General features: G+C 60.4%; 23 protein-coding genes and 4 pseudogenes. 15 read left to right on the plus strand and 12 right to left on the minus strand.

The genetic code is table 11. The annotated features are described in order from the left end of the window. Positions 1–3 precede the first annotated feature (3 nt). Positions 4–849: a hypothetical protein gene (locus H4V99_RS15895; protein WP_280680245.1), complete on the plus strand. Its 846-nt coding sequence runs from the start codon at positions 4–6 to the stop codon at positions 847–849. Then, complete coding sequence (locus H4V99_RS15900; protein ID WP_280680246.1) at positions 846–1,061, plus strand: hypothetical protein; 216 nt, start codon at positions 846–848, stop codon at positions 1,059–1,061. Before H4V99_RS15895 ends, H4V99_RS15900 begins: the two co-directional genes overlap by 4 nt. A 167-nt stretch (positions 1,062–1,228) precedes the next feature. Here the strand turns inward: H4V99_RS15900 and H4V99_RS15905 are convergent, their stop codons facing one another. Together H4V99_RS15905 and H4V99_RS16565 are read right to left on the minus strand one after the other, a co-directional pair. Beyond that, on the minus strand, positions 1,229–2,437 hold the full coding sequence (locus tag H4V99_RS15905) for an ATP-binding protein (protein WP_280680247.1): 1,209 nt from the start codon (positions 2,435–2,437) through the stop codon (positions 1,229–1,231). Between the two features lie 141 nt (positions 2,438–2,578). Beyond that, positions 2,579–2,731 (minus strand): hypothetical protein, encoded by a 153-nt coding sequence (locus H4V99_RS16565; protein WP_348522385.1) that lies wholly within the window; start codon positions 2,729–2,731, stop codon positions 2,579–2,581. 215 nt (positions 2,732–2,946) lie between these two features. Here H4V99_RS16565 and H4V99_RS15910 point away from each other — a divergent pair, with 215 nt between their 5' ends. Both H4V99_RS15910 and H4V99_RS15915 read left to right on the plus strand, forming a co-directional pair. Further along, entirely contained in the window at positions 2,947–3,348 is a 402-nt protein-coding gene (locus tag H4V99_RS15910) for a hypothetical protein (protein ID WP_280680248.1), read from the plus strand. 575 nt (positions 3,349–3,923) lie between these two features. After that, positions 3,924–6,290: an FdhF/YdeP family oxidoreductase gene (locus H4V99_RS15915; RefSeq protein WP_280680197.1), complete on the plus strand. Its 2,367-nt coding sequence runs from the start codon at positions 3,924–3,926 to the stop codon at positions 6,288–6,290. Between the two features lie 25 nt (positions 6,291–6,315). Here the strand turns inward: H4V99_RS15915 and H4V99_RS15920 are convergent, their stop codons facing one another. The 3 genes from H4V99_RS15920 to H4V99_RS15930 form a co-directional block, all read right to left on the minus strand. Beyond that, positions 6,316–6,618, minus strand: a complete 303-nt coding sequence (locus H4V99_RS15920; RefSeq protein ID WP_280680249.1) for a DUF6457 domain-containing protein — start codon at positions 6,616–6,618, stop codon at positions 6,316–6,318. Between the two features lie 138 nt (positions 6,619–6,756). Next, positions 6,757–7,755 (minus strand): 2-oxoglutarate and iron-dependent oxygenase domain-containing protein, encoded by a 999-nt coding sequence (locus tag H4V99_RS15925; RefSeq protein ID WP_280680250.1) that lies wholly within the window; start codon positions 7,753–7,755, stop codon positions 6,757–6,759. A gap of 497 nt (positions 7,756–8,252) precedes the next feature. Further along, positions 8,253–8,924, minus strand: coding sequence for a helix-turn-helix domain-containing protein (locus tag H4V99_RS15930; RefSeq protein WP_280680251.1), 672 nt, complete (start codon positions 8,922–8,924; stop codon positions 8,253–8,255). 100 nt (positions 8,925–9,024) lie between these two features. Here H4V99_RS15930 and H4V99_RS15935 point away from each other — a divergent pair, with 100 nt between their 5' ends. The 3 genes and pseudogenes from H4V99_RS15935 (at position 9,025) to H4V99_RS15945 (ending at position 11,841) form a co-directional block, all read left to right on the plus strand. Then, on the plus strand, positions 9,025–10,254 hold the full coding sequence (locus H4V99_RS15935; protein ID WP_280680252.1) for an FAD-dependent oxidoreductase: 1,230 nt from the start codon (positions 9,025–9,027) through the stop codon (positions 10,252–10,254). 86 nt (positions 10,255–10,340) lie between these two features. After that, positions 10,341–10,934 (plus strand): annotated as a pseudogene (ribA, locus tag H4V99_RS15940) (GTP cyclohydrolase II); the annotation flags it as partial. A 403-nt stretch (positions 10,935–11,337) separates the two neighbouring features. Continuing rightward, positions 11,338–11,841: a GNAT family N-acetyltransferase gene (locus tag H4V99_RS15945; protein ID WP_280680253.1), complete on the plus strand. Its 504-nt coding sequence runs from the start codon at positions 11,338–11,340 to the stop codon at positions 11,839–11,841. 244 nt (positions 11,842–12,085) lie between these two features. Here H4V99_RS15945 and H4V99_RS15950 read toward each other — a convergent pair whose 3' ends face one another. Continuing rightward, positions 12,086–12,379 carry an antibiotic biosynthesis monooxygenase gene (locus H4V99_RS15950; protein ID WP_280680254.1) on the minus strand — a complete coding sequence of 98 codons (294 nt, stop codon included), beginning with the start codon at positions 12,377–12,379 and terminating at the stop codon, positions 12,086–12,088. Positions 12,380–12,422: 43 nt separating this feature from the next. After that, positions 12,423–12,779, minus strand: coding sequence for a sulfur reduction protein DsrE (locus tag H4V99_RS15955; protein ID WP_280680255.1), 357 nt, complete (start codon positions 12,777–12,779; stop codon positions 12,423–12,425). A 73-nt stretch (positions 12,780–12,852) separates the two neighbouring features. Between H4V99_RS15955 and H4V99_RS15960 the strand changes: the two genes are divergently transcribed. The 4 genes and pseudogenes from H4V99_RS15960 to H4V99_RS15975 form a co-directional block, all read left to right on the plus strand. Continuing rightward, complete coding sequence (locus tag H4V99_RS15960) at positions 12,853–13,407, plus strand: helix-turn-helix domain-containing protein (protein WP_280680256.1); 555 nt, start codon at positions 12,853–12,855, stop codon at positions 13,405–13,407. A gap of 442 nt (positions 13,408–13,849) precedes the next feature. Then, positions 13,850–14,152 (plus strand): DUF427 domain-containing protein, encoded by a 303-nt coding sequence (locus tag H4V99_RS15965; protein ID WP_280680257.1) that lies wholly within the window; start codon positions 13,850–13,852, stop codon positions 14,150–14,152. 216 nt (positions 14,153–14,368) lie between these two features. Beyond that, positions 14,369–15,040 (plus strand): isochorismatase family protein, encoded by a 672-nt coding sequence (locus H4V99_RS15970; RefSeq protein ID WP_280680258.1) that lies wholly within the window; start codon positions 14,369–14,371, stop codon positions 15,038–15,040. A 26-nt stretch (positions 15,041–15,066) separates the two neighbouring features. Beyond that, positions 15,067–15,659 (plus strand): annotated as a pseudogene (locus H4V99_RS15975) (flavodoxin family protein); the annotation flags it as partial. Positions 15,660–16,097: 438 nt separating this feature from the next. On the opposite strand, the gene H4V99_RS15980 reads toward H4V99_RS15975, so the two are convergent. Together H4V99_RS15980 and H4V99_RS15985 are read right to left on the minus strand one after the other, a co-directional pair. Further along, positions 16,098–17,465, minus strand: coding sequence for an NAD-dependent succinate-semialdehyde dehydrogenase (locus H4V99_RS15980; protein ID WP_280680259.1), 1,368 nt, complete (start codon positions 17,463–17,465; stop codon positions 16,098–16,100). Between the two features lie 20 nt (positions 17,466–17,485). Next, positions 17,486–17,725: a transposase gene (locus H4V99_RS15985; RefSeq protein ID WP_280680260.1), complete on the minus strand. Its 240-nt coding sequence runs from the start codon at positions 17,723–17,725 to the stop codon at positions 17,486–17,488. 32 nt (positions 17,726–17,757) lie between these two features. Between H4V99_RS15985 and H4V99_RS15990 the strand changes: the two are divergent. The 4 genes and pseudogenes from H4V99_RS15990 (at position 17,758) to H4V99_RS16005 (ending at position 20,764) form a co-directional block, all read left to right on the plus strand. Further along, a pseudogene (locus H4V99_RS15990) lies at positions 17,758–18,401 on the plus strand (recombinase family protein). 84 nt (positions 18,402–18,485) lie between these two features. Then, a complete protein-coding gene (locus tag H4V99_RS15995; RefSeq protein WP_280680261.1) occupies positions 18,486–19,745 on the plus strand; it encodes an IS256 family transposase in 1,260 nt (419 codons plus the stop codon). Positions 19,746–20,029: 284 nt separating this feature from the next. After that, positions 20,030–20,173: a GPGG-motif small membrane protein gene (locus H4V99_RS16000; RefSeq protein ID WP_280680262.1), complete on the plus strand. Its 144-nt coding sequence runs from the start codon at positions 20,030–20,032 to the stop codon at positions 20,171–20,173. 402 nt (positions 20,174–20,575) lie between these two features. Next, positions 20,576–20,764: a hypothetical protein gene (locus H4V99_RS16005; RefSeq protein ID WP_280680263.1), complete on the plus strand. Its 189-nt coding sequence runs from the start codon at positions 20,576–20,578 to the stop codon at positions 20,762–20,764. Between the two features lie 141 nt (positions 20,765–20,905). Here H4V99_RS16005 and H4V99_RS16010 read toward each other — a convergent pair. The 3 genes and pseudogenes from H4V99_RS16010 to H4V99_RS16020 form a co-directional block, all read right to left on the minus strand. Further along, positions 20,906–22,409, minus strand: a pseudogene (locus H4V99_RS16010) (NAD(P)/FAD-dependent oxidoreductase). A gap of 356 nt (positions 22,410–22,765) precedes the next feature. After that, the gene (locus H4V99_RS16015; RefSeq protein ID WP_280680264.1) at positions 22,766–23,176 is read right to left on the minus strand and encodes an ester cyclase; all 411 of its coding nucleotides are present in this window, start codon (positions 23,174–23,176) and stop codon (positions 22,766–22,768) included. A 255-nt stretch (positions 23,177–23,431) separates the two neighbouring features. Next, positions 23,432–24,615 (minus strand): IS3 family transposase gene (locus H4V99_RS16020; protein ID WP_280680265.1). Its coding sequence is split into 2 segments (ribosomal slippage): positions 23,432–24,354 and positions 24,354–24,615, totalling 1,185 coding nucleotides; the frame shifts between segments, so codons are not numbered across the junction. Positions 24,616–24,622 lie beyond the last annotated feature (7 nt).

Raw genomic sequence — 24,622 nt, forward strand, 5'->3', positions numbered from 1 at the left:
ATCATGGCTGAAGACACCGACGGTGTCGGCGAGACGTTCGACGATTCGCTGCGCATCGCACTGACCATCGCAGCGCAGTTCGGCGAACGCATTGCCCGGCTGCGGGAGCAACTGGCCCGCCAGCGTGAAGCGGGCACCGTTCAGGAATCGCGCGAGCTGCACGCACGCTTCGACGCGGAACGCGGAGCCGCCCGCGCCAGCCTCGCTCCCGTCCAACAGGCGGAGTGGTGGGATCAGGCCAGTCCCGACAACATCGCTGGCATGCACGAAACGGCGACGGCGTGGCGCGACGTCGACGACGGTGCCCGGGATGCGGGCGACACGATCAAGCGCGAGGTTCAGGACCGGTACGGGATCGACGTTGACGCCCCCGGAGCGGACCCCGCTGTGGTTGCGGCGGCGCTCCGTGACGGCGAGCGCGACCGTGCTGACGCTGCGGCCGAGCGGCAGCGCGCGGGCGAGGACCTCACGATTAGTCAACTCTTGTTTGCCAACGCTGACCGCCTCGACAGGGATGCTCAGGACGGTGCAGAACGGGAGTGGAATATCGCTGACCTGGACGAGTTCACCAGCCGCGACGGGGATGGCGGGGCGGGGACTGACCAGGCACGCACTGCGACGGGTTCGGGCGAGTTGGCGTATGACAGCTTCGAGCGGCGTGAACGGTTCGCGGCCAGCCTCGAAGGCACCGCCGATCAGAAAACGATTAACGCCCGAATTCTCGCAGATGGCGAAAACGCCAAGCACCCTCGTGAGGCTGTCATGGCGCAGTCGGGGAAAGCGGCGAAGCCGCGCCGAAACAGTAAGAGCAACACTCAGCAGCGTGACCGTGGGGGGCTGTCACGATGACGCGTTCAGAGGATCGGTACGTAGCGAGCTGGTCCGTGTTGCGGAAGGGCGTTCGAGTTGATGTTTACGTGCACGACGACCTGTTGCACAAGTCGCTTGCAGTTGTCTACGCGTCGGACGAGGAGGTCATACTCGTTCAGAGCAATCCGGCGTGGGGGAAGCTTCACTATGTGCGTGACGCTCGAAAAGACATCGAGCTCGAGCGAACCTGATCTGGGGAGCGCCAAGAAAGGGGCTGCGCATCATTGGGTTTTAGGAGTTTTTGGTGAGGCGCGTCGAAACAGTAGAAGTAGCGCTCAGCAGTGTGATCGTGGCGGGCTGGACCGCTGGGAAGGCACCGTGTGCTGAGCCTGACGTGCGGGAACAGGGCTGGACTGCGTCATACAGACCAGAGGCGGTCTACGGGCATGACGTGTAAACGGTCGTCAAATGTGTATGACCGTTCACCCAGGTAGAGGGCGACTCCGGCGATGAACGCGTCTCCTACCGTGTCGCGTAATTTGCGCATGGGGGTAAAGCTGTCACCGGGGACTCGACTCCCTGCTTTGATTTCGAATGCGATGATTGCGCCGTCGTCGCGTTCAATAACAAGGTCGACCTCATCGTGGTCGTGGGTTCGCCAATGGCCGATCCCGGCGACTCCGTCCATCCACGACGCCTCACGCTGTATTTCTCCGACGACGAATGTCTCGAGTAGATGCCCGAATTCAGTCAGCGATGTTGCGTCGCGGCGTGCCAGTTTCTCGGGGGTGAGACGCAACAGTCGCGCTGCCACGCCGGAGTCGATGATGTGGAGTTTGGGGGTGGCAGCGGTTCGTGCTGTCAAGGTCGAGTGCCAGGCCGGAAGCCGCTGCACGAGGAAAACGGCCTCGAGGAGTTTCGTGTAGCTGTCGGCTGTTCGTTCGTCGAGGCTGATGTCAGCTGCCGCGCTGGCAATGTTGAGTACTTGGGCTGTTTGGCTGGCGAGCCTTCCGAGTAGGCGAGGCAGCATGGCGGATTGTCTGATGTTGGACAATTCCCGGGCGTCGCGTTCGAGAGTCAACCGGACGTAGTCGTCGAACCAACGATTTCTTGATGCCGCGGTCGTTCGTTCTATCGCGATCGGGAACCCGCCGCGGGCAATGCGTTGGATGTATTCATCGCGGGTCGTCTTCGAGGCGGCCGCGTGGATCGCAGTGGCGGGGGACGCGAAGAGCGTTTCGACAAGGTGGCTGGTGTGTCCCTCGATTTCTGCCTGTGTCAGGGGATAGATGGTCATCCGGTTCAACCGTCCGGTCAGCGCTTGCGCCGCTTTAGGCAACGCGTCGTGTCGGGTTGACCCGGCCAGAAGAAAACGGCCCGGGCGTGTGTTCTTGTTGAGCTGGGCTTTGATCGCATCCAAAACTAAGGGTGCTTTCTGGTATTCGTCCACACACACCGGGGGCGTGCCCGCCATGAATAGTCCCGGGTCCGCCAGGACGGCATCTCGGGTTGCTAAATCGTCTAGGTCGATGACCTCCGCGTTGTGGGCATCAGCCAAGGATTTCAGCAGGGTGGACTTGCCTACGGAGCGGGGACCTTCCAACAGCACCACTGGCTCTTCGGTCATCCGATCCCGAATTACGCTGAGGGCCCGGCGTTCTATGTGATGTGGCGAAGCTGACGTCATCCCGCAATCCTAGTACTTTCTACGGATTTCGAAGCACTTGAACTGCGGATTCCGTACCACTTAAACTGCGGATTTCGAGGGTCAGGAGTTGCGGAAATCGCCCGCCCGGAATGTGAGGGTTCCAGCCAGGCTGCGTAGATCTAGGAAGTCCCTCCATCTAGTGCTCGTCACACCGCGCTGAAGGCCAGTGACGGCTTTTTCGGCGATCACTGTCTCGGGAGGATGGCCGGATATCGCAAAAAATCACCGCCAAGGAGACACGGGATGCGCACCAGGCGGGTGTGCTGGGCAAATTGGCGAGTAGCCCTTGAAGGTAGCGCTTGTCCGGCGACACACGAAGCTATGAGACCCAGCGTCCGCGAAGTGATGAGTTTTAGTGTCCACGATGTCATGAGATAACACACCGGTGGGCTCGCGCGCGACGACAGTCCGACCTTCACCGGGCGCCGTTGACGATCTCCAAGATCGGGCAGGTCATGCTCGACGACAACGCACGGCCACAGACCGCGGATCAGTCACTCGTGGAGGTCACCAAAGCCAACCGGCAGGTCTACTTTCAGGGCTACCAGGTGTCCCTGCCGACGACGTACGCTGACCGCACGTTCTACCGGACGATCACCGACGACGCGTTCTTGCTGACCGATCCTGTGACCGCTGAGATCGTGTTCTCATTCCCGCTGCCGATGGTCGCGCTGAACGTCCGAGGCCGATATGTTGCCTCCTACTCCATCCAGGGCGTTGGCGTGACCCACCCGACGAAGCCCTGGGAACGCAAGAACGCGGAGTATCAGACACAGTTCGCCCAGCGTCAGACTGATCTCCCCGCCGTGCTCGGTGAGCCAGAGCGGTAGCTGTGCACGAAGCCATGAGACCCCGCGTCCACGAAGTGATGAGACTCACTGTCCACGATGTCACGAGATAACACACCAACAACGTGGACCATCAGTACCCAAACCGACTATCCGCCAACACGGGACGTGACCAACGGACCCGTCGTGAACAGTGTATTTTCGGCGTGTGCGGTCATATCGATCTCTACTTTCTGGAGACCCTCATTTCTTGATGCCTGACTGTCCGAGTAATTCACTGCAGTCCAGCGCCGAGTGCTTCGGAGAGGCCAGCCGCAGCCAGTGAGGTGCAAGACGAATGAGAAGATCTGGGTCCGCCAAGGCGAAGTGCCGGAGTTCCCAGTTCTTGGCCCAAGGACCATGAAACAGCGGTCATCGAGGGTTTGAGGTTGGATCTGAGCGCAGAAGGTGGCCTGTGGTGTCGGGCCCTACCCAACGTGTCTAATTTGGCCCAGCGTGATTCAGTCAACACTGGCGGGCTCTTCTCCTCTAATGCGGGTGGAGGCCTTGCAACGACTCGCTAAGCCTGTTAGGTCTGGAGGAGACATCTCAAGTTGGGGTGTGGAAAGGGTAGGCCCATGACTCGCGAGCATCCCTCGGCGGTAGAACCGGACGAGACCGACCTTGAAGTGACAAAACCGAAAGACTGGGCCGCGGGTGTGCCCGGCGTGTACCACTCCATGAAGCCGGCGCTGGAGCAGATGGGTGTGATCCGGACCGGTAAGACGATGCTCGCCCTCAATCAGAAAGACGGCTTTGACTGCCCGAGTTGCGCGTGGCCAGACCCCACTCACCGGAAGACCTTCGAATTCTGCGAGAACGGTGCGAAAGCCGTCACGTGGGAGGCAACACCGGTCACCATCGACTCGGACTTCTGGGCCGAGTATTCCCTCGATGATTTGCTGGAGAAGTCGGAATATTGGCTGGGAATGCAGGGTCGTCTGACCGAGCCGGTCTATAAGCGCGCCGGTGAGAACCATTACCGACCGATCAGCTGGAACGATGCGTTTTCGGTGCTGGCTACGAAGCTGAATGCGCTCGCGTCCCCGGACGAGGCTGCTTTCTATACGAGTGGCCGCGCCTCGAATGAGGCCGCTTTCGCATACCAGCTTTTTGTGCGTGCTTTCGGCACGAACAACCTGCCTGACTGTTCCAACATGTGCCATGAGTCAACCGGATGGGCCATGGGGCAGACGTTGGGCATCGGCAAAGCCACGATCAGCTACGACGACTTCGCCCAAGCCGATCTCATCATCATCATGGGCCAGAATCCGGGAACAAACCATCCGCGGATGCTGACAGCCTTGGAAGAGGCGAAGGATGCCGGTGCGGAGATCGTCGCCGTCAATCCGCTGCCGGAGGCCGGGCTGCACCGCTACAAGAACCCGCAGCGAGTCAAGGGAATCATCGGGCGCGGCACCCCCATCGCAAACCAGCACGTCCAGATCCGGCTGGGCGGCGATATGGCTCTGCTCCAGGCGGTCTCCAAACGGGTGCTGGCCGCCGAGGCGAAGCATCCCGGAACAGTGCTAGACCACGAGTTTTTGGCGACGCACTGCTCGGGCCTAGAAGACCTCACCAAGCATCTGCACCTGCTCGATGAGCAGGCCGTGCTTGAGGCGACAGGACTTGAGGCGCACGAGATTGATGAATTGGCCGCACGTTACATTAAGGCCGATCGCGTGATTGTGACCTGGGCCATGGGTCTGACCCAGCAGAAGAAGGCCGTCTCGACCATCAAAGAGATTATTAATTTGCTCTTGTTGCGGGGGAACATCGGCAAACCCGGTGCGGGTGCCTGCCCGATTCGCGGTCACAGTAATGTGCAGGGTGATCGCACCATGGGCATTTGGGAACAAATGCCTCCGGCATTCATGAACGCCCTCGAGCAAGAGTTCGGGTTTGATCCCCCCCGAGAACACGGGGCGGATGCCGTTGAGACCATTAACAGGCTGCGGGACGGTGAGATCAAGGTTTTCATGGCGCTCGGTGGGAACCTGGTCGCGGCAATCAGTGACACGAACGCGGCCGAAGCTGCCATGCGGGGCGCTGAGATGACTGTGCAGGTATCTACGAAACTGAACCGGTCTCATGTGGTCACCGGTGCTGAGGCACTCATCCTGCCTACGATGGGTCGCACCGAGATCGATATGCAGGCGTCGGGGCCGCAGTTCGTGTCGGTCGAGGACACGGTCTGTGCCGTGCATCCGTCGTGGGGGAAGGTCGATCCGGTGGCACCCGACCTCCTTTCGGAGGTGGCGATAGTTTCTCGGCTGGCGCGAGTTGTTCTCGGTGACACAGTGAAGATTAATTGGGCCGGTTTCGAGCAGAACTATGACCTCATTCGCGACCACATCTCTCACGTGGTCGACGGGTGCGAGAACTACAACCAGAAGATCCGTCAGGAAGGCGGATTCATGCTTCCTAACGGCCCGCGGGATTCGCGCACTTTTCCCACGCCCGTCGGCAAGGCGATACTCACTGTCAACGTTCTCGAGCGCGTCGATCGCCCGCAGGGCACTCTCATTTTGCAGACACTGCGCTCACACGACCAGTTCAACACCACCATCTACGGGCACAACGACCGGTATCGCGGCATCAAAAACGGCCGCCACGTGGTCTTTGTGAATCCCGACGACCTCGCCGAGCTGGGCCTTGTCGATGGCCAGTTCGTAGATGTGCACGGGGTGTTCAGTGACAATGTCCCGCGTGTGTTGCGCAAATTCAGGTTGGTCTCTTACCCCACCGCTCGCGGGTGCGCGGCGGCCTACTATCCGGAGGCGAACGTTCTGGTTCCGCTCACCCACCTCGCCGAGGGCAGCAATACCCCGGTGTCGAAGTCGGTGATCGTACGGCTCGATCCAGTGGCCGCGGATACCAACAACGATCCAGGCACGAAGGCAAGCGCGGTGCCTGAGCGGTCGGGGGCGGCACTGCCGGGCTGACCGCTGGCCACCCGGCCCGCGAGCGTTACTGCGCTGTATCCACCCAGCCGGTGCGGGGCGTTGACGTGGCGCAGATTTGGCGGGCCACCGCGGCTGCGGTTTCCACGGCCGCTGTCGCGTTTTTCTCGCCCGTTGCCGCCGCGAGTCCGGCCGCGTAGCCGACAACGAAGGTGCTGATGGGGCCTGCTGACGGGCTGACAGCACTCGATTCCGCCGCGAGGTCAAGCAGTAGATTGCGATCAACCTGGAGGTCGAGAATCTGCAAGGCTTGGGTGAGCTGGCGGCTCCAGTCACGCAATTCGGGTTCGCGGTCGTCATGGTTCGTCATGGCAGCTCCTTGTGTCGGCAGTAGTCGTCAGCATAATTTTAGGAGCATCACGGACCGCGTTGCTTCGCTAACCAGCGCTCGCATCCAGCCCATAAAACCGAAAGCGACACCGAAATCCTATCTGGTGCCGTCGTGCTTCTACTGCAGGTCGGCGTGGTGGGCGGCGGCCACGTTGGGGTGGGCACGCAGCCGGTACCGAAGGGCATTGTCACCGTAGGCGGTCTCCAGGATGGCACTGTTGGTCGGGTCCGCGGAGAGTCCGCGGGCATCACGCGACAGGCTCTCGTCTAGCTGCAGCCGCGGCATGACGGTGTCGAGGGAGGGGTTGAAGAAGAACGGCACGGAGATGCGGTCTGATCCGTCTTTGGGGGAGAAGACTCGGTGCAAGGTCGCCTTGAGGTAGCCATCCGTTGCCAGTTCGAGCATTTCACCGATGTTCACCACGAAGGCACCGTCGAGTGGGGGAGCATCGATCCACTCGCCGTCATGCTCGACCTGCAGGCCGTCTTTACCCGGTTCGACGAGCAGCAGAGTGAGTACGCCGCCGTCGCGGTGTTCGCCGACGCCCTGGCTGCGTTCGGGCTGGCCGGGGTAGCGCACGATCTTGGTAAGCAAGAACGGGTTCTTGGCAAAGGCGTCATCGAAGACGTTTTCGGGGCTGCCGAGGGCGAGGGCCCAGGCACGCAACAGGCGCAGTGCCACGCGGCTGAGTTCGTCATTCCAGCGTAGGGCGATGGTTTTGAGTTCGGGCAAGGATTCGGGCCAGAGGTTTGGGCCTTCAAGGCGCCAGTAATCGGGGGTGCCCTCGGCGAGGGGCACGGGCTCCCGGTCTACCCCTATGTCGATCTGCTCGCGCCAGTCCACTATATTAGCGGTGAGTTCCCCGCCAACGCGGGTATAACCGCGAAACTGTGGGCTGAGAATGTTCTCCAACTTCAACTTTTGCTCGGCCGGCAGGTCGAAGAACTCCCGCGAGACGGCGAGAAGGCTCTTCGTGAGCTGGGGGTCGACGCCGTGGCCGGTCAGATAAAAGAACCCGACCTCGTGTGTGACGCGCAGCAGTTCGACGCGGAATGTCGCGGCTGCGGCGTCGCCGGCGTCGAGTTGGGAGAAATCGAGAATCGGAAGTGTGAGCATGATCCAAGTCTGCTACGTACGGCCAGACAAGCGAATTGTGATGACGCTGAACTTCGGACTGGGTGGGTGGGAACGGGCCCGGCGATGCTGCAGCATCCGCTGCTTCGAGCAGACTGGAGGCACCCCCAATCACCGACGAACAGGACGCATCCATGCGCTACCGCTCTCTCGGAACAGCAGTGCGGTCGTCTCTACTACGCACTCGGCACGATGACCTTCGGCACGGAGGCTGCCGCCGCCAGCTCTCACATGCTTCTGAGCTAGGTGAGCTGCTGCGGATATTTCGGACAGTAGGCGCTTTTGAAATGAAGGTCTACTGAAAGCACAGGTCAGCCTGACCGCACCACAGGTATCTGCGCAAAGAACTTGGGGAAATTTTGGCCCACCTAATGTGCGCGCCCTGAAACTAGGGTAGAAAATCTCGTCTTCCCAGAATGCGTAGAGAGCCTTCCGCATGACCTCGCTGTGCTTGCGTTGCCGGCCGGGTCTCGGGGATTTTACGTGGCGTCGGGCCGTACAATTCGTGCGCAGCAGCGCCCTTCTCCAGGGTCGAAGCGCACGTGGCTTGGGTCTTCATCGGCGCCGTCAGCAGCACCTTGGAGCAGTGCGACGTTCGCCTGGCAGATGGTCTCTGTGTGGCTCTGAGCGAGCTGGTGGAATGGACAGTTCGTCAGCGTGACTACACCATCGCCCTCGTTATGGGGTTCGTATCCGCTGGATTCCAACATGACGTCCAACGAGCCCGCCTGGGCTCCGAGCGCTCGTCCGTACTGAATGGCCACTCGTGTCAGTGCTTGACGGATCGGCTCGCTGGTTCGATGCGACTCGTCGATCGCTGAGCTGAGAAGATCGGCTGCAAGCTCGTAGTGCCGCTCCGGGATCGAGACGACAATCTCACCGACCGCTGGACGATACAGCTTGGCCGGTCGCCCGGAGCCAGGACCGGTGCGCCCCGACAGGCGCTGGAAATCACTTGCCAGAAGGCCGTTCGCGGCCAGCCGGTCGAGGTGGAAAGCGGCGGTCGAGCGCGGCACGCCGAGCGCGCTGGCCGCTTCGTCTCGCCCAACCGGAGCCGCGCTGCGCGAAACGAAGTCGAACAACTTTCGGCGCAGGGGGTCACTCATCGATGCGACCGCAGAGATGTCGTTCATGTGAGTTCGTGCATCCATGTATGCATCATATCTCTAAAACGGAGTATCTTGACAGAAGAAAGGTGGAGCTTCTACAGTCAGTACTACTAGCCGGGAATTGCGAAGGAAAAGAGAAACCATGCCAAACTCCGAAGGTTTTGTCATCGTAGGAGCCGGGCTCGCCGGCGCCTCCGCAGCACGAGGGCTGCGCGAGGGCGGCTTCCTCGGCCGCATCCGACTCATCGGCGCCGAAGCGCATCGACCGTACATCCGTCCACCGTTGTCGAAGGACTACCTCAGCGGTTCAGCTGAGAGAGAGTCAGTCTTCGTCGACTCCGAGGCTTGGTACGTCGAAAACAACATCGAACTGTTTCAGAACGCGACGGTGACTGCACTAGATCTTGCAGAGCACCTCGTTCACATCGACGACACTGCCACAATCGGATACGACAAGTTACTGCTCGCCACGGGCTCCGCAGCGCGACGACTAACGATTCCGAACGCTGACCTGGGCGGCGTGCACTACCTGCGCACCCTTGACGATGCTGAGACCCTGCACCCCATGCTGGCACAGGGCGGACAGCGGCTCGTCCTGATCGGATCCGGCTGGATCGGTATGGAGGTAGCGGCGACTGCGCGAACCCTCGGCAATGAGGTCACGGTTCTGGAGCGCGACCCGATTCCTCTGGCGAACGCGCTGGGCGATGAACTTGGAACGATGTTCGCCGATCTGCACAAAGAGAACGGCGTCTATCTTCGACCCTCCGTCGTTGTGGAGAGTATTGCAGGCGTTGACGGGCGGGTAACCGGCGTTGTACTCGAGGGGGGCGAAGTGGTTCCCGCCGACCTGGTGCTCGTCGGAGTCGGGGCGATTCCGAACATTGGGCTTGCGAAAGTGGCCGGCCTCGCCATTTACAACGGTGTACTGGTGGATGCGGCTCTCCAGACAAGCGAGCCGAACATCTATGCGGCCGGCGATATCGCGAACGCGTATCACCCGGTGGCCGGGATGCACCTGCGCAGCGAGCACTGGGCGAACGCCCTGAACGGCGGCCTTGCCGCCGCCCGTTCAATGCTCGGCGAAGAGGTGTCGTACGACAACATCCCCTACTTCTACACGGACCAATTCGATCTCGGCATGGAATATTCGGGGTTCGGCCCCCTGACCCGTGGAGCGGAGGTCGTTTACCGCGGAGACCGCGCAGGCCGCGAGTTCATCGCGTTCTGGCTGGCTGGTGGTCGTGTGGTCGCTGGAATGAATGTGAATGTCTGGGATGTGAATGAAGCGGTGCAGGGCATCATCCGCCGAGCCAACCCGGTCGATCCCGCTCGGCTTGTTGATGAAAACGTGCCGTTGGACGAGCTATGACTAGGGAAATCACCGAAGACATCCCGATCCCAAGTCGACGCTGGGCTTCGAGTGTCGCGAGCAACACAGGTCTGGGCCGTGCAGTCGATGCTGCGCGGGTGTTCTTCGAGGTCGAGACGACAATACCGACCCGCCACGGACTTTTTGTATTCCGCGCCTACCGAGACGTGATCACCGGCAGTGAACACCTCGCGATCATTTCTGGTATTCCGGCCGACGGTGCACTCGTACGAGTGCACTCGGAGTGTTTGACCGGCGAAGCGTTTAGTTCACACAAGTGCGAGTGCGGACCCCAACTCGATACCGCGCTGCAGACCATTCACGAGAACGGAGGAGTTGTGATTTACATGCGTGGTCACGAAGGCCGTGGGATCGGGCTCATCAACAAACTGAAGGCTTACCGCCTCCAAGAAGACGGCCTCGACACGTTCGACGCCAACCTCGTGCTCGGTCTCCCTGCTGACGACCGCGATTATTCTGCCGCCGCCGCGATCCTTGATGATCTCGGGATCGGTGCGGTACGCCTGCTCACAAATAACCCTGACAAGGTTCATCAGCTTGTTGAGCACGGTATCACTGTGCTCGAACGAAAACCTCTTATCGTCGGGCTACATAGTCACAACGCCGGGTACTTGAGAATAAAACGCGACCGCATGGGACATCTGCTCGGCTCGCTCTGACCCGGACAGGAAGTCTGACGAGTGGGGGAGTATCTCAGTGGTGTTTCCGTAGGTTCTCATTGGTAGGACTTTGTGTTCGGCCAACGGTCCTGAAATGTAATGGCGAATGTTTTGAGAGCTGGCTTCCAACGTAGCGTCCACAGTGCTCGGTTTACTCCCGTCGGGTCCAGTGCGCCCGTATAGTGAAGTGAGACAAGTGCTAGGCGAATCTGCGATACCCGCATCCCCAAAACAATGCTCTCTCGCTCATCGGCTTCATTGACGAGCACTACAGCGTCTACGAAGTCATCGAAATGACCCGTCGAGTGCTCCCACTTCGTCACTACGAAACCCTGACCCTCGGCATAGTCTCCACGAATCGGAGGTAAGGCCACGTTCAGCTTCGCTGGATACGGTGGAAATCATGACCTACGCGCTTCGCTCCCTCGACGCTCTCGATCTTCCCGAGGTGCTCACGCTCAACAACGAGGCGGTTCCCGCCGTCAATGCTCTTGACGCTGATTCGCTCGCAGCCCTCGTAGCTACTGCTGCACACTCGGTCGTGGTCACGATGGTGGGGGATGTGCGGACCGTGGTTGGTTTCGTGATCGGCTTTGCCCCATTCGCCGAGTACGCGAGCGAGAGCTACCACTGGTTTGAAGCCCGATCGAGCGACTTTCTCTATGTGGACCGCATCGTAGTGGCGCCGAACGCACGAAGTCAGGGCATCGGCGAATTGCTCTACGCGTCAGTCTTTCAGGCTGCCCGGGAGGCCTACGCCGCCGAAGTGGTTTGCGAAGTGAATACTTTTCCGCCCAATCCACGGTCGCTAGCCTTCCATTCTCGTCTCGGCTTCACGACGATCGGCGAGCAGTCCAACACGGGCGACACAGTTGCCGTCGCACTACTCACGGCGTCCGTGTCGTAGCTCCTTGCGGCCTCGCCGTGCCGGCTTTAGATTGCACGGGTGAATGACGGTCGAAGCGATGGTTCTCGATGTTGCAAGACTCAGGAGTAACGCTAAAGGCTCTTGTCAAGCCCAAGCCACGTATTCTGGCCAGAACTGAGTCTGGGTTGCTGCGGCTAATCGCGCTGTCCGAATTATCCGCAGCAACCCAACACACAACGGCGCAGAACCGAGGTGCGTGCTTAGTTCTGCGCCGCAGGGTTGATCAGATGTCGCTGGCGATCTCAAATTGCGTGATTGTCGGGGGGCTGGCGAGGAGGGACCCGATTTCGGTAGCGCCTGCTCCGGCGCGCCAGTCACGGTAGGCCGTATCGGCTTCGGTTGAGGCCCAGCGTTCTAGAAGGATCAAGTGTGTTGCATTTTCTGTATCAACGAGCACGTCGACACCTAGGCAGCCGTCGAATACGCGGGTCTGGGCAAGGATTTTCCTCAGCATCGCGGGCGCCGCCGCAACTGTTTCTGGTTTGAGTTGAAGGTCGAGAATTACGGTGAGAGACATGAGAGCTCCAAATCATGTGGGTGGCGGGAAGACCGATAGAAGTTTAGAAGCTGAGGATCTGGTATCCCTCGATCACGAGGTTTCGGACGCTGGCTTCGCCCTTGTATTCGGTGAGCAGGTTCCAGCCGCCCTGAGCGATTTCGTCGGAGACACCGTGGGAGGTGACGCAGAATGCGCAGGCACCACGGATGTTGTCCGTGAGCGCTACGGCGAGGGGGTTCATCTTGTGGCTGGGCGCGGTGATCGCGGCCAACGTTTCAACGCCGGAGCCGTCGAAGACGACGATGACATCATCGCCTGCTTGCTTGAATTCGAGGGCAGTCTTGAGGCCGCGGTAGACGCGTGAGGCGTCGGAGGTGATCGGCTCATAGATAACGACGGCAATTTTCAAATCTGGCATGGTGTGCCTTTCTTTTTAGGTAGACCGCTCTGGCCACTACTAACTATACCGATCGGTCTGGTAAAATCCATTCATGGAATCTACGATTGCCACGCCAGTGCAGAGCGCGCGGGTGCGCCTGCTCGCATCCGCTCGTCGTCTTTTCCACGAACACGGCATCAATGCCACGGGAATTGATCTCGTTGTTCGTGGCGCGGGGGTGGCGAAGGCTAGCCTCTACAACAACTTCGCCAGCAAGGAAGCGCTCGTCGTGGCATACCTGGAGGAAGAACTCAACGGATGGGTCGATCACGCCCAAGCGCTGGATGATCCTTGGTGGTCGTCGCGGGAGAGGGTCGCTGCCCTTTTCGAAGCGCTCGCGCGCTCTGTCGAATCGCGCACGTTCTACGGCTGCCCGTTCACCAACGCGGTGATCGAACTGCCGGAGTGCCTCTCGGTGCGGCACGTCGCGAACCGTTACCGTGACGCGGTTCGCATGCATCTTTCCGAACTCGTTGAGGAGGACCCTGGCACGAGCGTCGTTTCCCGCCTCGTGCTGTTGTATGACGGCGCCATCACTGCCGCGAAGGTCGCCCATGACGCCGCTCTGGTGCGCGAAGCCAGCACCCTGGCGCAAGAACTCGTCTGACGACGCGGCCGATTCACCCGGAAGCGCGGGCCGCGCGCGACCTCGCCGTGAGAATCTGGCAGGCCTTTTCCAGCTACGCGATGAGCGTCTTTGACGATTGGCATCCAGCGTGGAAACGCATGCGCGCGCTCATGCGTCCCGGCGGCCGTGCGGGCATGGTGGATATGCAGTTGCCCGTTGGTGCCGCGAGGGTGTTTTGACCGCTCGTTCGGTGAGCCACAGCGGTCGGCGGCGCCGACCTCGATGCCCGGCCCTGGGCCGTGACCGCACGTGAGGGCGTGAGTGTGCAGTCCGCATCCGTGCGAGGCGGGCACATATGCGTCGTTGCCGGAACGATGCTCTGACCCTCGGGGGAGCAAAATGTGTTCCAGATCACAGACCTTCTCAGCGGAGGCTTTTACGCTTGTGGACAAAAGTATATGCAACGGAAAGGTTCATTCCCATGAAGGCAGTACTCAACGGCACCGTGATCGCCGAAGCGCCCCAGGACGACCTGGTCAAGATTGAAGGCAACTGGTACTTCCCACCCGCCAGCGTCAACTCCGACCTCTTGATCCCCAGCGCCACGCCCTACACCTGCCCGTGGAAAGGCGAATGCCAGTACTTCAACGTGAAAGACGGCAACACCACGCTCCAAGATCAAGCATTCAGCTATCCTGCGCCGTATCTTTCCGCCTTCGAGCGGGTCGGGCGCGATTTCAGCAACTACGTCACATTCTGGAAAGAAGTACAGATCACCGAATAATGCCCCGCGGGTGTATCGCACCCAAATTCTGCCGGCGTGATGAGAGCACCGGCGACGTGTGCGCTGAGGTCCAAGACGGGGCGACGGTGAGCGGTCCAGAACTCCGAATTCGGCGATGTGTGACCCAGATTACTGACTTGGCGGAGCGACGGCGCCTACGGTGTTAAATCAACGAGTGTGCGGCTGCATGCCCGGGAACTTTAAGAAGGAGACCCCATGCTTTTCGATAAATCCACCACGGGACTTGTGCTGACCGATCCGCAGAACGATTTCCTGAGCCCCGATGGCGTCACGTGGGCTCTGGTCGGTCAGAGCGTCGAGAAGAACAAAACCGTTGAGCACATAGAACAATTACTCGTGGCCGCTAAAGCGTCCGGTTATGGCGTCTTCGTTTCTCCGCACTATTACTTCCCTCATGACCACTTGTGGGAATTCGGTGGGACCTTGGAAAAGATGATGCACGAAATCGGCATGTTTGATCGTCCCGGTCCCTTGGACCTTGATGGGTTTGTGGGATCGGGCGCTGACTGGCTGGAACGCTTTAAGCCTTTCCTGGAAGACGGAAAGACGGTCGTCTGCAGTCCGCACAAGGTATACGGGCCGGAGCAGAACGACCTTGTGCTCCAGCTCCGGAAACGTGGAATCAGTAAAGTCATCCTCGCTGGTATGTCGGCCAACTTGTGTGTGGAAAGTCACTTGCGTGAACTGTTGGAACAGGGATTTGACGTGGCCGTCGTCGCTGACGCCACCGCCGCTGCGCAGCATCCTGAACTTGGCGACGGGTATGCGGCTGCTGTGACGAACTTCAATTACATCGCGGGGATGGTCCTGTCAACCGATGAAGCCGTGCAGATGCTCGAGTCCTCCACATCCGGAGAAGAACTGTGAACGCCTAGCCATCAGCCTATGGCGACCTGAGAGCAGTTTTCATTAACTGCACGTTGAAGAAGAGCCCCGATATCAGCCATTCGCAGGGGTTGATGGACAAGAGCATCGCGCTCGTGCGGTCTCAGGGAGTGCCGGTAGACGTCGTCCGCTTCATCGACCACGACAGTGCTACTGGCGTGTACCGGATATGCGCGAACACGGCTGGAAGGACGACGCGTGGCCCGACTAGGTATGGCCAAGCGTCGCCGCCGCTGACATTCTCGTCATCGGCGGACCGCTGTGGCTGGGTGACAACTCCTCAGTCACCCGCCAACTCATTGAGCGCCTCTACGCCATGAGTGGGCTCTTCAACGAGAAGGGTCAATACGTCTATTATAGCAAGACGGCCGGTACGATCATCACTGGCAATGAGGACGGTGTCAAACACGCGGCGATGTCCATCCTCTGCAGCCTGCCGCACATTGGCTACAGCATCCCACCGGCTGCTGATGCGGGTTGGAACGGTGAAGTCGGACCGGGACCGAGTTACCTCGCTCCTGGATCAGGTGGCCCGGAAAACGACTTTAACAATCGCAATAGGGGGTTCATGACCTGGAATCTTCTCCACACCGCACGAATGCTGGGGGGCAGATTCAACCGGTGGAAGCAACACCTCAAATATGGAGGTGGATTACGGGACGTTCAAAAGGTTGGACGGCCACAGAACTGGGGCGAGAAGCGATGCGATCGCCAGGCCGACCGCCGGGGTGGCGTCGCGAGCATCCGCAGAAATTCTGGGACCTCGTCGGGCGAGGCATCTCGAACGAAGAAGCTGGCGAGCGGGCCAGCGTGTCGGCGCCTGGATAGAGGACCGATACAACCGCCGGCGCCCCTCGATCGGAGATGTCAGCCCCGTCCCCTTCGAACTGCAATACTCGTCAGAGACCGCGGAATTTCAGCTCGCCGCTTAACCCGTGTCCACTAACCGGGGGCAAGGCCACATAAGGCGTTAGGAAACGCGCCAAAGCACCACGACTGAACGGTGCTTACCGCTTCGGCTGAGAATTTCGGCGAAAGGTCAGCCGATGCGGATGAGTTTCTTGTTCACGAATTCGCTTGCGCCGTAGCGTCCGAGTTCGCGTCCGAAGCCGCTTCTTTTCACTCCGCCGAACGGGAGCTCTGCGCTACCGGCGTCGACGAGGTTGACGTAGACCATGCCGGCTTCAATACGGTCGGCGACTCGCAATGCCTGCTCGGGATCGGTCGTAAACAGGTACGAACCAAGCCCGAAGGGAGTGTCATTCGCGAGGGTGACGGCGTCATCCTCGGAGGCTGCTCGGTAGACGAATGCTACGGGTCCAAAGAACTCCTCGTGGTAAGTGTCGTTGTCCCGCGTGACATCGGTGAGCACGGTAGGCGGGAAGAAGGTGCCAGAGCATGTGCCCGCGGTTGCCACGGTCGCTCCCTGCGCGACCGCGCGATCTACCTGCTCCTGGAGATTCTCGGCCGCAGCGAGGGATGAGAGGGGCCCGTAGTCTGCGCCGGGAACGGTCGGGTCGCTGGGGGACATGGCCAGGATGGCTGCGGTGAACTTCTCCGTGAACTCATCGTAGAGTTCATCGATCACGATGAATCGCTTAGCAGCGTCGCAGGCCTGCCCACCGTTGCGTAGACGACCAGCGACAGCGGCGCTCACTGTCGCGGCCATGTCGTCGGTACTCAGCAGGATGAACGGGTCTGACCCACCAAGTTCCAGCACGACTTTCTTGAGGTGGCGACCGGCCACCTCAGCAACGGCCGCGCCGGCGCCCTCCGAACCGGTAAGAGAGACGCCCTGCACCCTCGGGTCGGCGATGACCGTGGCAACCTGCTCGCTGTCGGCATACACGTTCGTGTAAGCGCCAGCCGGGAAGCCTGCATCATGGAAGATTTGCTCTATTGCCGCCGCCGATTCCGGGCACTGCGACGCATGCTTGAGGACGATCGTGTTCCCGGTCATGAGATTTGGACCGGCGAAGCGCGCAACCTGGTAGTACGGGAAATTCCACGGCATGACGCCAATGAGCACCCCCAGTGAGGTGGAACGCATGAACGCGGAACCCTCTCCGCCGCGCAGGGTGATTGGTTCGTCCTTCAGAAATTCCTGCGCGTTGTCGGCGTAGTACCGGTAAATGTTGGCGGCATAGTCGACCTCGCCGAGCGCTTCATCGACGGGCTTACCCATCTCGCGCACGATTACGGCCGCCAGCTCCTCGCGGCGTTCTTCATGCAAATCGCCGACCTTCCGAAGGAGTGCAGCTCGCTCGTCGGTCGAAGAGTTCCGAGACCAGCCTTGGTGGGCCTTATCAGCCGATGCGATGACCTGCTGGAGTTGATCATCGGAAATTTGAGGGTATGTTTTAATCGTTTCGCCAGTGGCGGGGTTGATCACGGCAGGGTGGCTCACGAGCCACCTCCTTTCACGGTCTAAATACTGTGCCGGAAATTGTTACGTAATACGAGCCAATCATGTTCGCTGAATTTGTCAAGACGAATCAGACCAGCGGTGTCGTTACGGGCCTTAAATGCGCCGACCCACCAGCCCAGCGATGCCTCGTTGATGCCGAGTTCGCGGGCCACGGTCACTATCGCCCTGCCAGTGTTGATCACGAGCATTACGGCCTCGTCTTTGCACCCAGGAGTGAACTCCCTGCGTGTCTTTCCCATGTGAACATTTTCTCTTGTGAGGTGTCCACTCAATGGGGCAGGGCCAACTGATCGGCCACGCGCGTGCAACGACGCGTCAGCAATCCACCGACCGACAGCAAGTCAATATCCTCGTTGCTGGCGTACGGCGTACGGCGTACGGCGTACGGCGTGATGACATCTACGTCGACCATGAGATCTCAGGAGCTCGCACATCACGGCCCGACTTCGATCGCGCGCTTGACGCCCTCCAGACGGGCGACACTCTCGTCATCACGGCTCTGGACCGGCTCGGGCGATCGACGCAGAACATGCTCGCTTTCACCGAAGAGCTCTGCGCCCGCGGTGCCAGCCTGAGGGTGCTCAACCCGGGCGGCGACGACGTCGATACCGCGACACCGATGGGGTCCATGCTATTCACGATCATGGCGGCGCTCGGGCAAATGGAACACGAAATCAAGCGAGAGCGCGTAGTCGACTCGATCAACAAGCGCCGCGACGCCGGAAAAATCTGAGCGGGCGACCTCGACTTATTACCGACAGTCAAATCCGAAACGCCCACCGGTTCATAAAAGGTGAAGAGACAGCGGCGCAGGTCGCGGTCGATCTTGGAATGTCCAGAGCGACCTTCTACCGCCGGGCGCGCGTCCTCGGGTTAGGTCATGTCCCGTGCAGTGGTGTAATTTCCGGGGTTTGATCGTTGGATTAACAACGTAACGAACCACCGTGCGATGGTCAGTGAGAACCGTTCAAAGTTCCTCACAGAAAGACACATCACACGATGGCTCTAGACCAGTCTGCCCTGCTCGCGCTCCTCTCGGAACTCAAGCTCACCAACATCACCGATCGAATCCGAATGGTTACCGAAACGCTCTACCAAGAACTCATCAACGCGGAGGCCACCGCCCACATCGGCGCGGCTCCGTTCGAGCGTTCTGACGATCGCACCAACCAGCGCAATGGGACCCGACCGCGCGTCTTGACGACCACGGCTGGGGACCTGAATCTGAAGATCCCCAAGCTGCGCCAGGGCTCCTTCTTCCCGGCGCTTCTGGAGCGACGCCGGCGCGTGGACCAAGCCCTGTTCGCCGTGATTATGGAGGCTTACCTGCACGGTGTCTCGACCCGCAAAGTCGACGACCTGGTCAAAGCCCTCGGCGCCGATACCGGCATCTCCAAGTCCGAAGTCTCCCGCATTTGCGCCGATCTTGACGGGGAAGTGGCCATGTTCCGTGGCCGTGACCTCAGTGCCACCGGATACCCCTACGTGTTCCTCGACGCCACATATTGCAAGGCCCGCGTCAACCACCGCGTCATCTCCCAGGCGATGGTCGTCGCCATCGGCGTGGCCGCTGACGGCCGCCGTGAGGTCCTCGGTTTCGATGTCGGTGACAGCGAGAATGAGGTCTTCTGGACCGAGTTCTTGCGGTCGTTGAAAGCCCGCGGTTTGGACGGCGTCAAGCTCGTCATCTCCGACGCCCACAGCGGTCTGAAGAAGGCCATCAGCACCGTTTTCCAAGGTGCAGCCTGGCAACGCTGCCGGGTCCACTTCATGCGAAATGTGCTCTCCATCGTCCCCCGCGCCAGCCAGGACATGGTCGCCGCCGTGATCCGCACCATCTTCGCCCAGCCCGACGCGACGCACGTCCAAGCCCAGTTCGACGAGGTCACCCGCATGCTCGACCGCTCTCACCCGAAAGTCGCCACAATGTTGCACGACGCCCGCGCCGACATCCTCGCGTTCTGCGGCTTTCCGCCCAAACACTGGCGACAGGTGTGGTCGACAAACCCACTCGAACGCCTGAACAAAGAGATCAAACGGCGAACGGACGTCGTCGGTGTGTTCCCCAACCCGGCGGCCCTGCTCCGCCTCGCCGGAGCGGTGCTCGTCGAGCAACACGACGAGTGGGAAGCAGGAGCCCGCCGCTACCTCTCCGAGGACTCCATGCGCCAGCTGGCCGCCTTCAACGCGGCCCTCACCAGCCCCGACGCCAGCGCCCTCACGGGGGTGATTCCCATTCCCGAGCTCAGTGCTGCATAATCAAATCAGCTGACCCGCACGGTGACGACGAATTACACAGAGATACTGGACGTGACCTCGGGTTACTGCCAGATCAACCTACTGACGACACTCTGACACCTGCGCGCTTGGGTTCTCTTGATCGTTTCGCATGGCCGGTAACAGATGATGACAGAGTCTGACCTCCACGACATTCTGGATAAAACACAGTGGTCAGAGACCAAGCAAGGGGTACGTTCGCTTTAACAGATCGAAAAACGCTGTGGGCGTACGGCCCGTCGGCGCTAAATGAAATGGAGCAGCACATGGCAACAATTCTCTGGATCATTGCGGTAGTCCTCGTTATTGCAGGCATTGTCGCGCTATTTCGACGCCAGATTCTCTGGGGTATTGTGCTCATCGTCGTGGGACTGTTGGTTGGTCCAGGTGGCGTGAGCATCTTCACTTGAGACTGCGGATCGAGTAGCCGTTTCGGGGCGTGGCGGAGCTCCGGAACGGTTTCGGCGTAAATGATCCACTGGCGCTCTTTGCTCTCTGAGGGCTGCATAACGTCGAGGAGGCCAAAGCTTTTCCTGACACTTGCGATCGTCTCGCGGATCGGACCGGCATGGACGGGTCTAATGGAGCCTTCACCACACCCGGGGCTCGACAAAGCCAGATGGACGCGCGGGCGGGAGGGACTGCACCCTTTACGAAATCAGAACCCCACGCACGACTTGACGAAAACCATGTCCTCACCCATTTAGGTCATAAAGATTTTTAGTGTTGCCCGAGACCCTGTCAGCGGACTCACTCACCACGTCGAGGGAGTGCCTTGCTACACTCGTCATTCGATCATCCGGGACCGCACCATGACCGCCGCCGAGGCGGGGCCGCGTTCCCTGGGGGACAGTCTCGGCGATCATCTGCTTCTCGAACGAGTGGCCACAGGTGACGCACTCGTCCTCAGCACCTTGTATGACGCCTTCACCGCCGAAACCTATGCAATCTGTTGGTTCAAATTCATGATGCCATCGTCGGCCGACAAAGCCATGGTCTGAACGTGGATCTTCATATGGACCCACGCCGCCGCACTCAACAAACAAGCCGGTTCAACGAAATCCATCATCCTGTCGACTGCGTGGGCCGTCACCTCGCAGCGCCGCAAAAAACCTCTTTCAGATGATTACGCGTAGTGCCTGCTAGTCGACGTGTCCAGGCCGACCATACGCTTCGAGGAGGCGCAGCCAGACCTCACTGAGTGTCGGATAGCTCGGCACCGCATGCCACAGCCGGTCGATCGGGACCTCGGCAACGACCGCGATCGTCGCCGAATGCAGGAGCTCGGCGACGTCCTGGCCCACGAAGGTTACGCCGATCAGCACCGCCCGATCGAGATCGACAAGCCCGGGCGTGACCCACGTAGACGTCGGCGAGTACCGTGGAACCGCCGAGCGAACTGAGGTCGTAGTCGAGGATGCGCACCCGATACCCTGCCTTCACTGCCGCGGCAGCGGTCAGTCCGACGGATGCGACTTCCGGGTCGGTGAAGGTGACCTGCGGCACCGCGTTGTGGTCGGCTGTGGCAACGTGTGAGCCCCATGGCTTGTCGTCGACCGGGGTGCCTGCCGCGCGAGCGACGATCACGTCACCTACGGCCCGGGCCTGGTACTTGCCCTGGTGGGTGAGCAAGGCCCGGTGGTTGACATCGCCGGCCGCACACAGCCATCCACTGTCTGGTCGCTCGGTGCCGAGCGCGGAGACGGATGCGAGGGACTCACCGACCACCCGCAGGGTGTCGTCGACCGTGAGCCAGTCGCCGTCAATGAGTCCCACGGTGGCAAGCCCGAGACCGCCAGTGTTGGGAACCCGGCCGGTGGCCACCAAAACCTCGCTCGCGATCACGGTGCCGCCGCTGGCGAGGGTCAGCTCCACGTCTCCGGCATCGGTGCGGCGGGCGGCCGTGGCAAAGTCATCAAGGAGCAGGATCGCGCCAGAATCGCGCAGCGCGGTCGCGACCAGCTCGCCGACAAACGGCTCCGAGCCACCGAGCAGCCCGCTGCGGGCGATGAGGGTGACGTGTGAGCCAAGAGCCGTATACGCGGTGGCCATCTCGGCAGCAACGACTCCACCGCCGATAATGGCCAAGCTCGTTGGGATGTCCGTCACTGAGGTCGCCTCACGGCTGGTCCACGGTGTGACCTCAGCCAGGCCTGTCACCTCGGGCAGCAGGGCCGCTGACCCAGTGCTGATAACGACGGCGTGGCTGGCGGTCAGCACTCGCACGCTGCCGTCGGCGGCAGTGACAGTGACCTCACGCGGGGCAGTCAGGGTGCCGCGCCCGCGCACCAAGTCGATTCCCACCGATTCGAGCCAGTTCGCCTGATCGGCGTCGGAGTAGTCGTTGACGATGGTGTCGCGACGCTTCAGAGTCGCTCGCGGGTCGACCACCGAGGTGACAGCCTCGGCGGCTCCGGGAACCCGCCGGGCGGCGGCGAGGACAGCGCCACTGCGCAGCAGCGCTTTCGACGGCATACACGCCCAGCAGGAGCACTCGCCGCCGATCAGAGACCTCTCGACGATCACCGTGCGTAGGCCACCCTGAGCCGTTCGGTCTGCCACGTTCTCACCAACAGTGCCGACCCCCAGCATGATAACGTCCCAGGTGTCTGCATCGGTGGAAGGTACAAGGGTCTGAATCGTCATCGAATCTCCAGCCGGGGCGAGATCCGTACCAACGGCACGGTTCGAGCAGCCTATCCCGAGCGTTCCACAACTGCCACAGCCTGGCGATCCGCCGGCCATTGATCGGTCAAGAATCGAAAGTTAGGTCGCTCGTTTTTTGAGGCGAACAAACGCGCGGTGAAACGAAACGCACGACGTTGGGAGCGGCAATGAATCTGCCTGCGCGCAAGCGCCGACAGACCGGCTACGCGAGCAGGAACACCAAGTACAGCCTTGCCTGCGTGCCCAGTACGCGATCACGACCGTCTCGCATTTCACATTATTTCAAATACGCGTTTTGGCGCTGTTTCTTTGATTGAAACGCCAGTAGTCGTAAATTACGGTGCCAAGCCGAGCTGTTCGAGCATGCCTTGTTGGTCGCTGCTACCCCACCGCTCGACAAGTTTCCCGTTCTCAAACCGGCTAATTTGCATGCCACGAACCGACATCGTTTTACCGCTGGCAGCGTGGCCCATCAGAGGTCCTTGATGGGTGCCGGTGAGGGTATAAGCGAATGCGACGTCGGTATCGTTAGCGACGAGACGCTCAACTGCGATGTGCAGGTCTGGAAAAGCGGCAATCATCTCGCCAAAGAACGCTTTGTAACCCTCAGGACCAGGGCCTTGTCCAGGGGCAGGGTCGTTATCGACCGCATCTTTTGCCACGAGGTTATCGAGAAGGTCGAGTTTTCCGCTGTTCACGGCGTCACCAAACTTTTGCTGGGCTGCGATATTCATTTCTTGACTCATGTGTTCACTCTCTTCCTAGACATTTACCGCGGATGGGTTTGTATTGGCCACGGGTGATCATATGTCTGCAATTCTTAAAATGAAAAAGACCGAACTGACCGCGTCCGATATCGAACACATATATAGGGTGGTCAGCTACGTGAAGCGACACGAAACACAGATTTCGACGCCGAGCACTCACGATGGCAATACTCGTGATGAACTAGGGGAATGAGCTGCCGCGGGCATTTCGGACAGCGGAATTAGTGGATTCTTCTACGCTGCCAATGCTGGCTGCTGATAACCATAGTGGACTTCATTGGGCCGTCGGTAACCGAGAGCGGAGTGCCGGCGTCGGCTGTTGTAAAACCCTTCGATGTAGCGAATGACGTCGCTGCGAGCTTGTGATTTCGTGGCGTAAGCGGTGCGATAAACACGCTCATTCTTGAGCATCGAGAAGAAACTTTCCGCCATGCTGTTGTCCCAACACACGCCGGTGCGGCCCATGGAGGAACGCATCCCCAGGCCGGACACGAGAGCCCGAAATTCGGCCGAGGTATAGACGCTGCCGCGGTCGGAATGCCAGATCGCGTCGGCCTCGATCACGGTCGTCGCAGCGGCGTTGCGGAGGGCGTCGGCGACGAGCTCGGTGCGCATGTGATCGGCGATGGACCAGCCGACAACCTTCTTGGAATAGCAGTCGATGACGGTGGCCAGATAGATGAATCCTTGCCAGGTATGGATGTAGGTAATATCGCCGACGAACTTCACCCCGGGGCGGTCGGCGGTGAAGTCGCGTTTGACGAGGTCGGGCATGTTGGCGGCCGCTTCGGCATCGGCTTCGGTAGTGATGCGGAAAGGCCGTGGTTGGCAGGCTACGAGGCCAATCTGGCGCATAAGCTGCCGCACCAGCTCGGGCGAGCACTCGGTCTGCTCCGCGGCGAGGTCGGCGTGGATTCGGCGGTATCCGTAGGTGCCGTCGGACTCCTCGAAGAAGTGTTGAATCCGCGCGATCAGGGCCTCTCGCCGGGCCGCGGTCGCGGACTGCGGCCGGATCGCCCAGTGGTAGAAACCGGACGTTGACACGGCCAGCCAGAGGCACATTTTCACCACCGAATTCCGGTTGGTGGGCTCAGAATTTTGGGAGTCGATGTACTCGTACTTGCTCACTACCGCTGCTCCCGCGCGAAGTAAGCGCTGGCTTTTTTCAAGAAAGCGGTCTCCGCCCGCAGCTCTTGAACTTCCCGCTCGAGTTCCTTCAGACGGGCCCGTTCCGACACTGTCAGGTCCGCTTCGGTGCCGCCGTTGGCCTCGCGGTATTTGTTGAGCCAGTTCCGGAGCGTCTCGGGCCCGACGCCGTATGCGGTGGCGACGTCCTTGATCGGTTTGGAGGTATTAATCACCTCGCGACACAGCTCGTCTTTGAACTCCTGGGTGAAACGCCTACGCGCTGCGGTCATGCTGATC

The sequence above is a fragment of the Cryobacterium sp. CG_9.6 genome, assembly GCF_029893365.1.
GTDB lineage: Bacteria > Actinomycetota > Actinomycetes > Actinomycetales > Microbacteriaceae > Cryobacterium.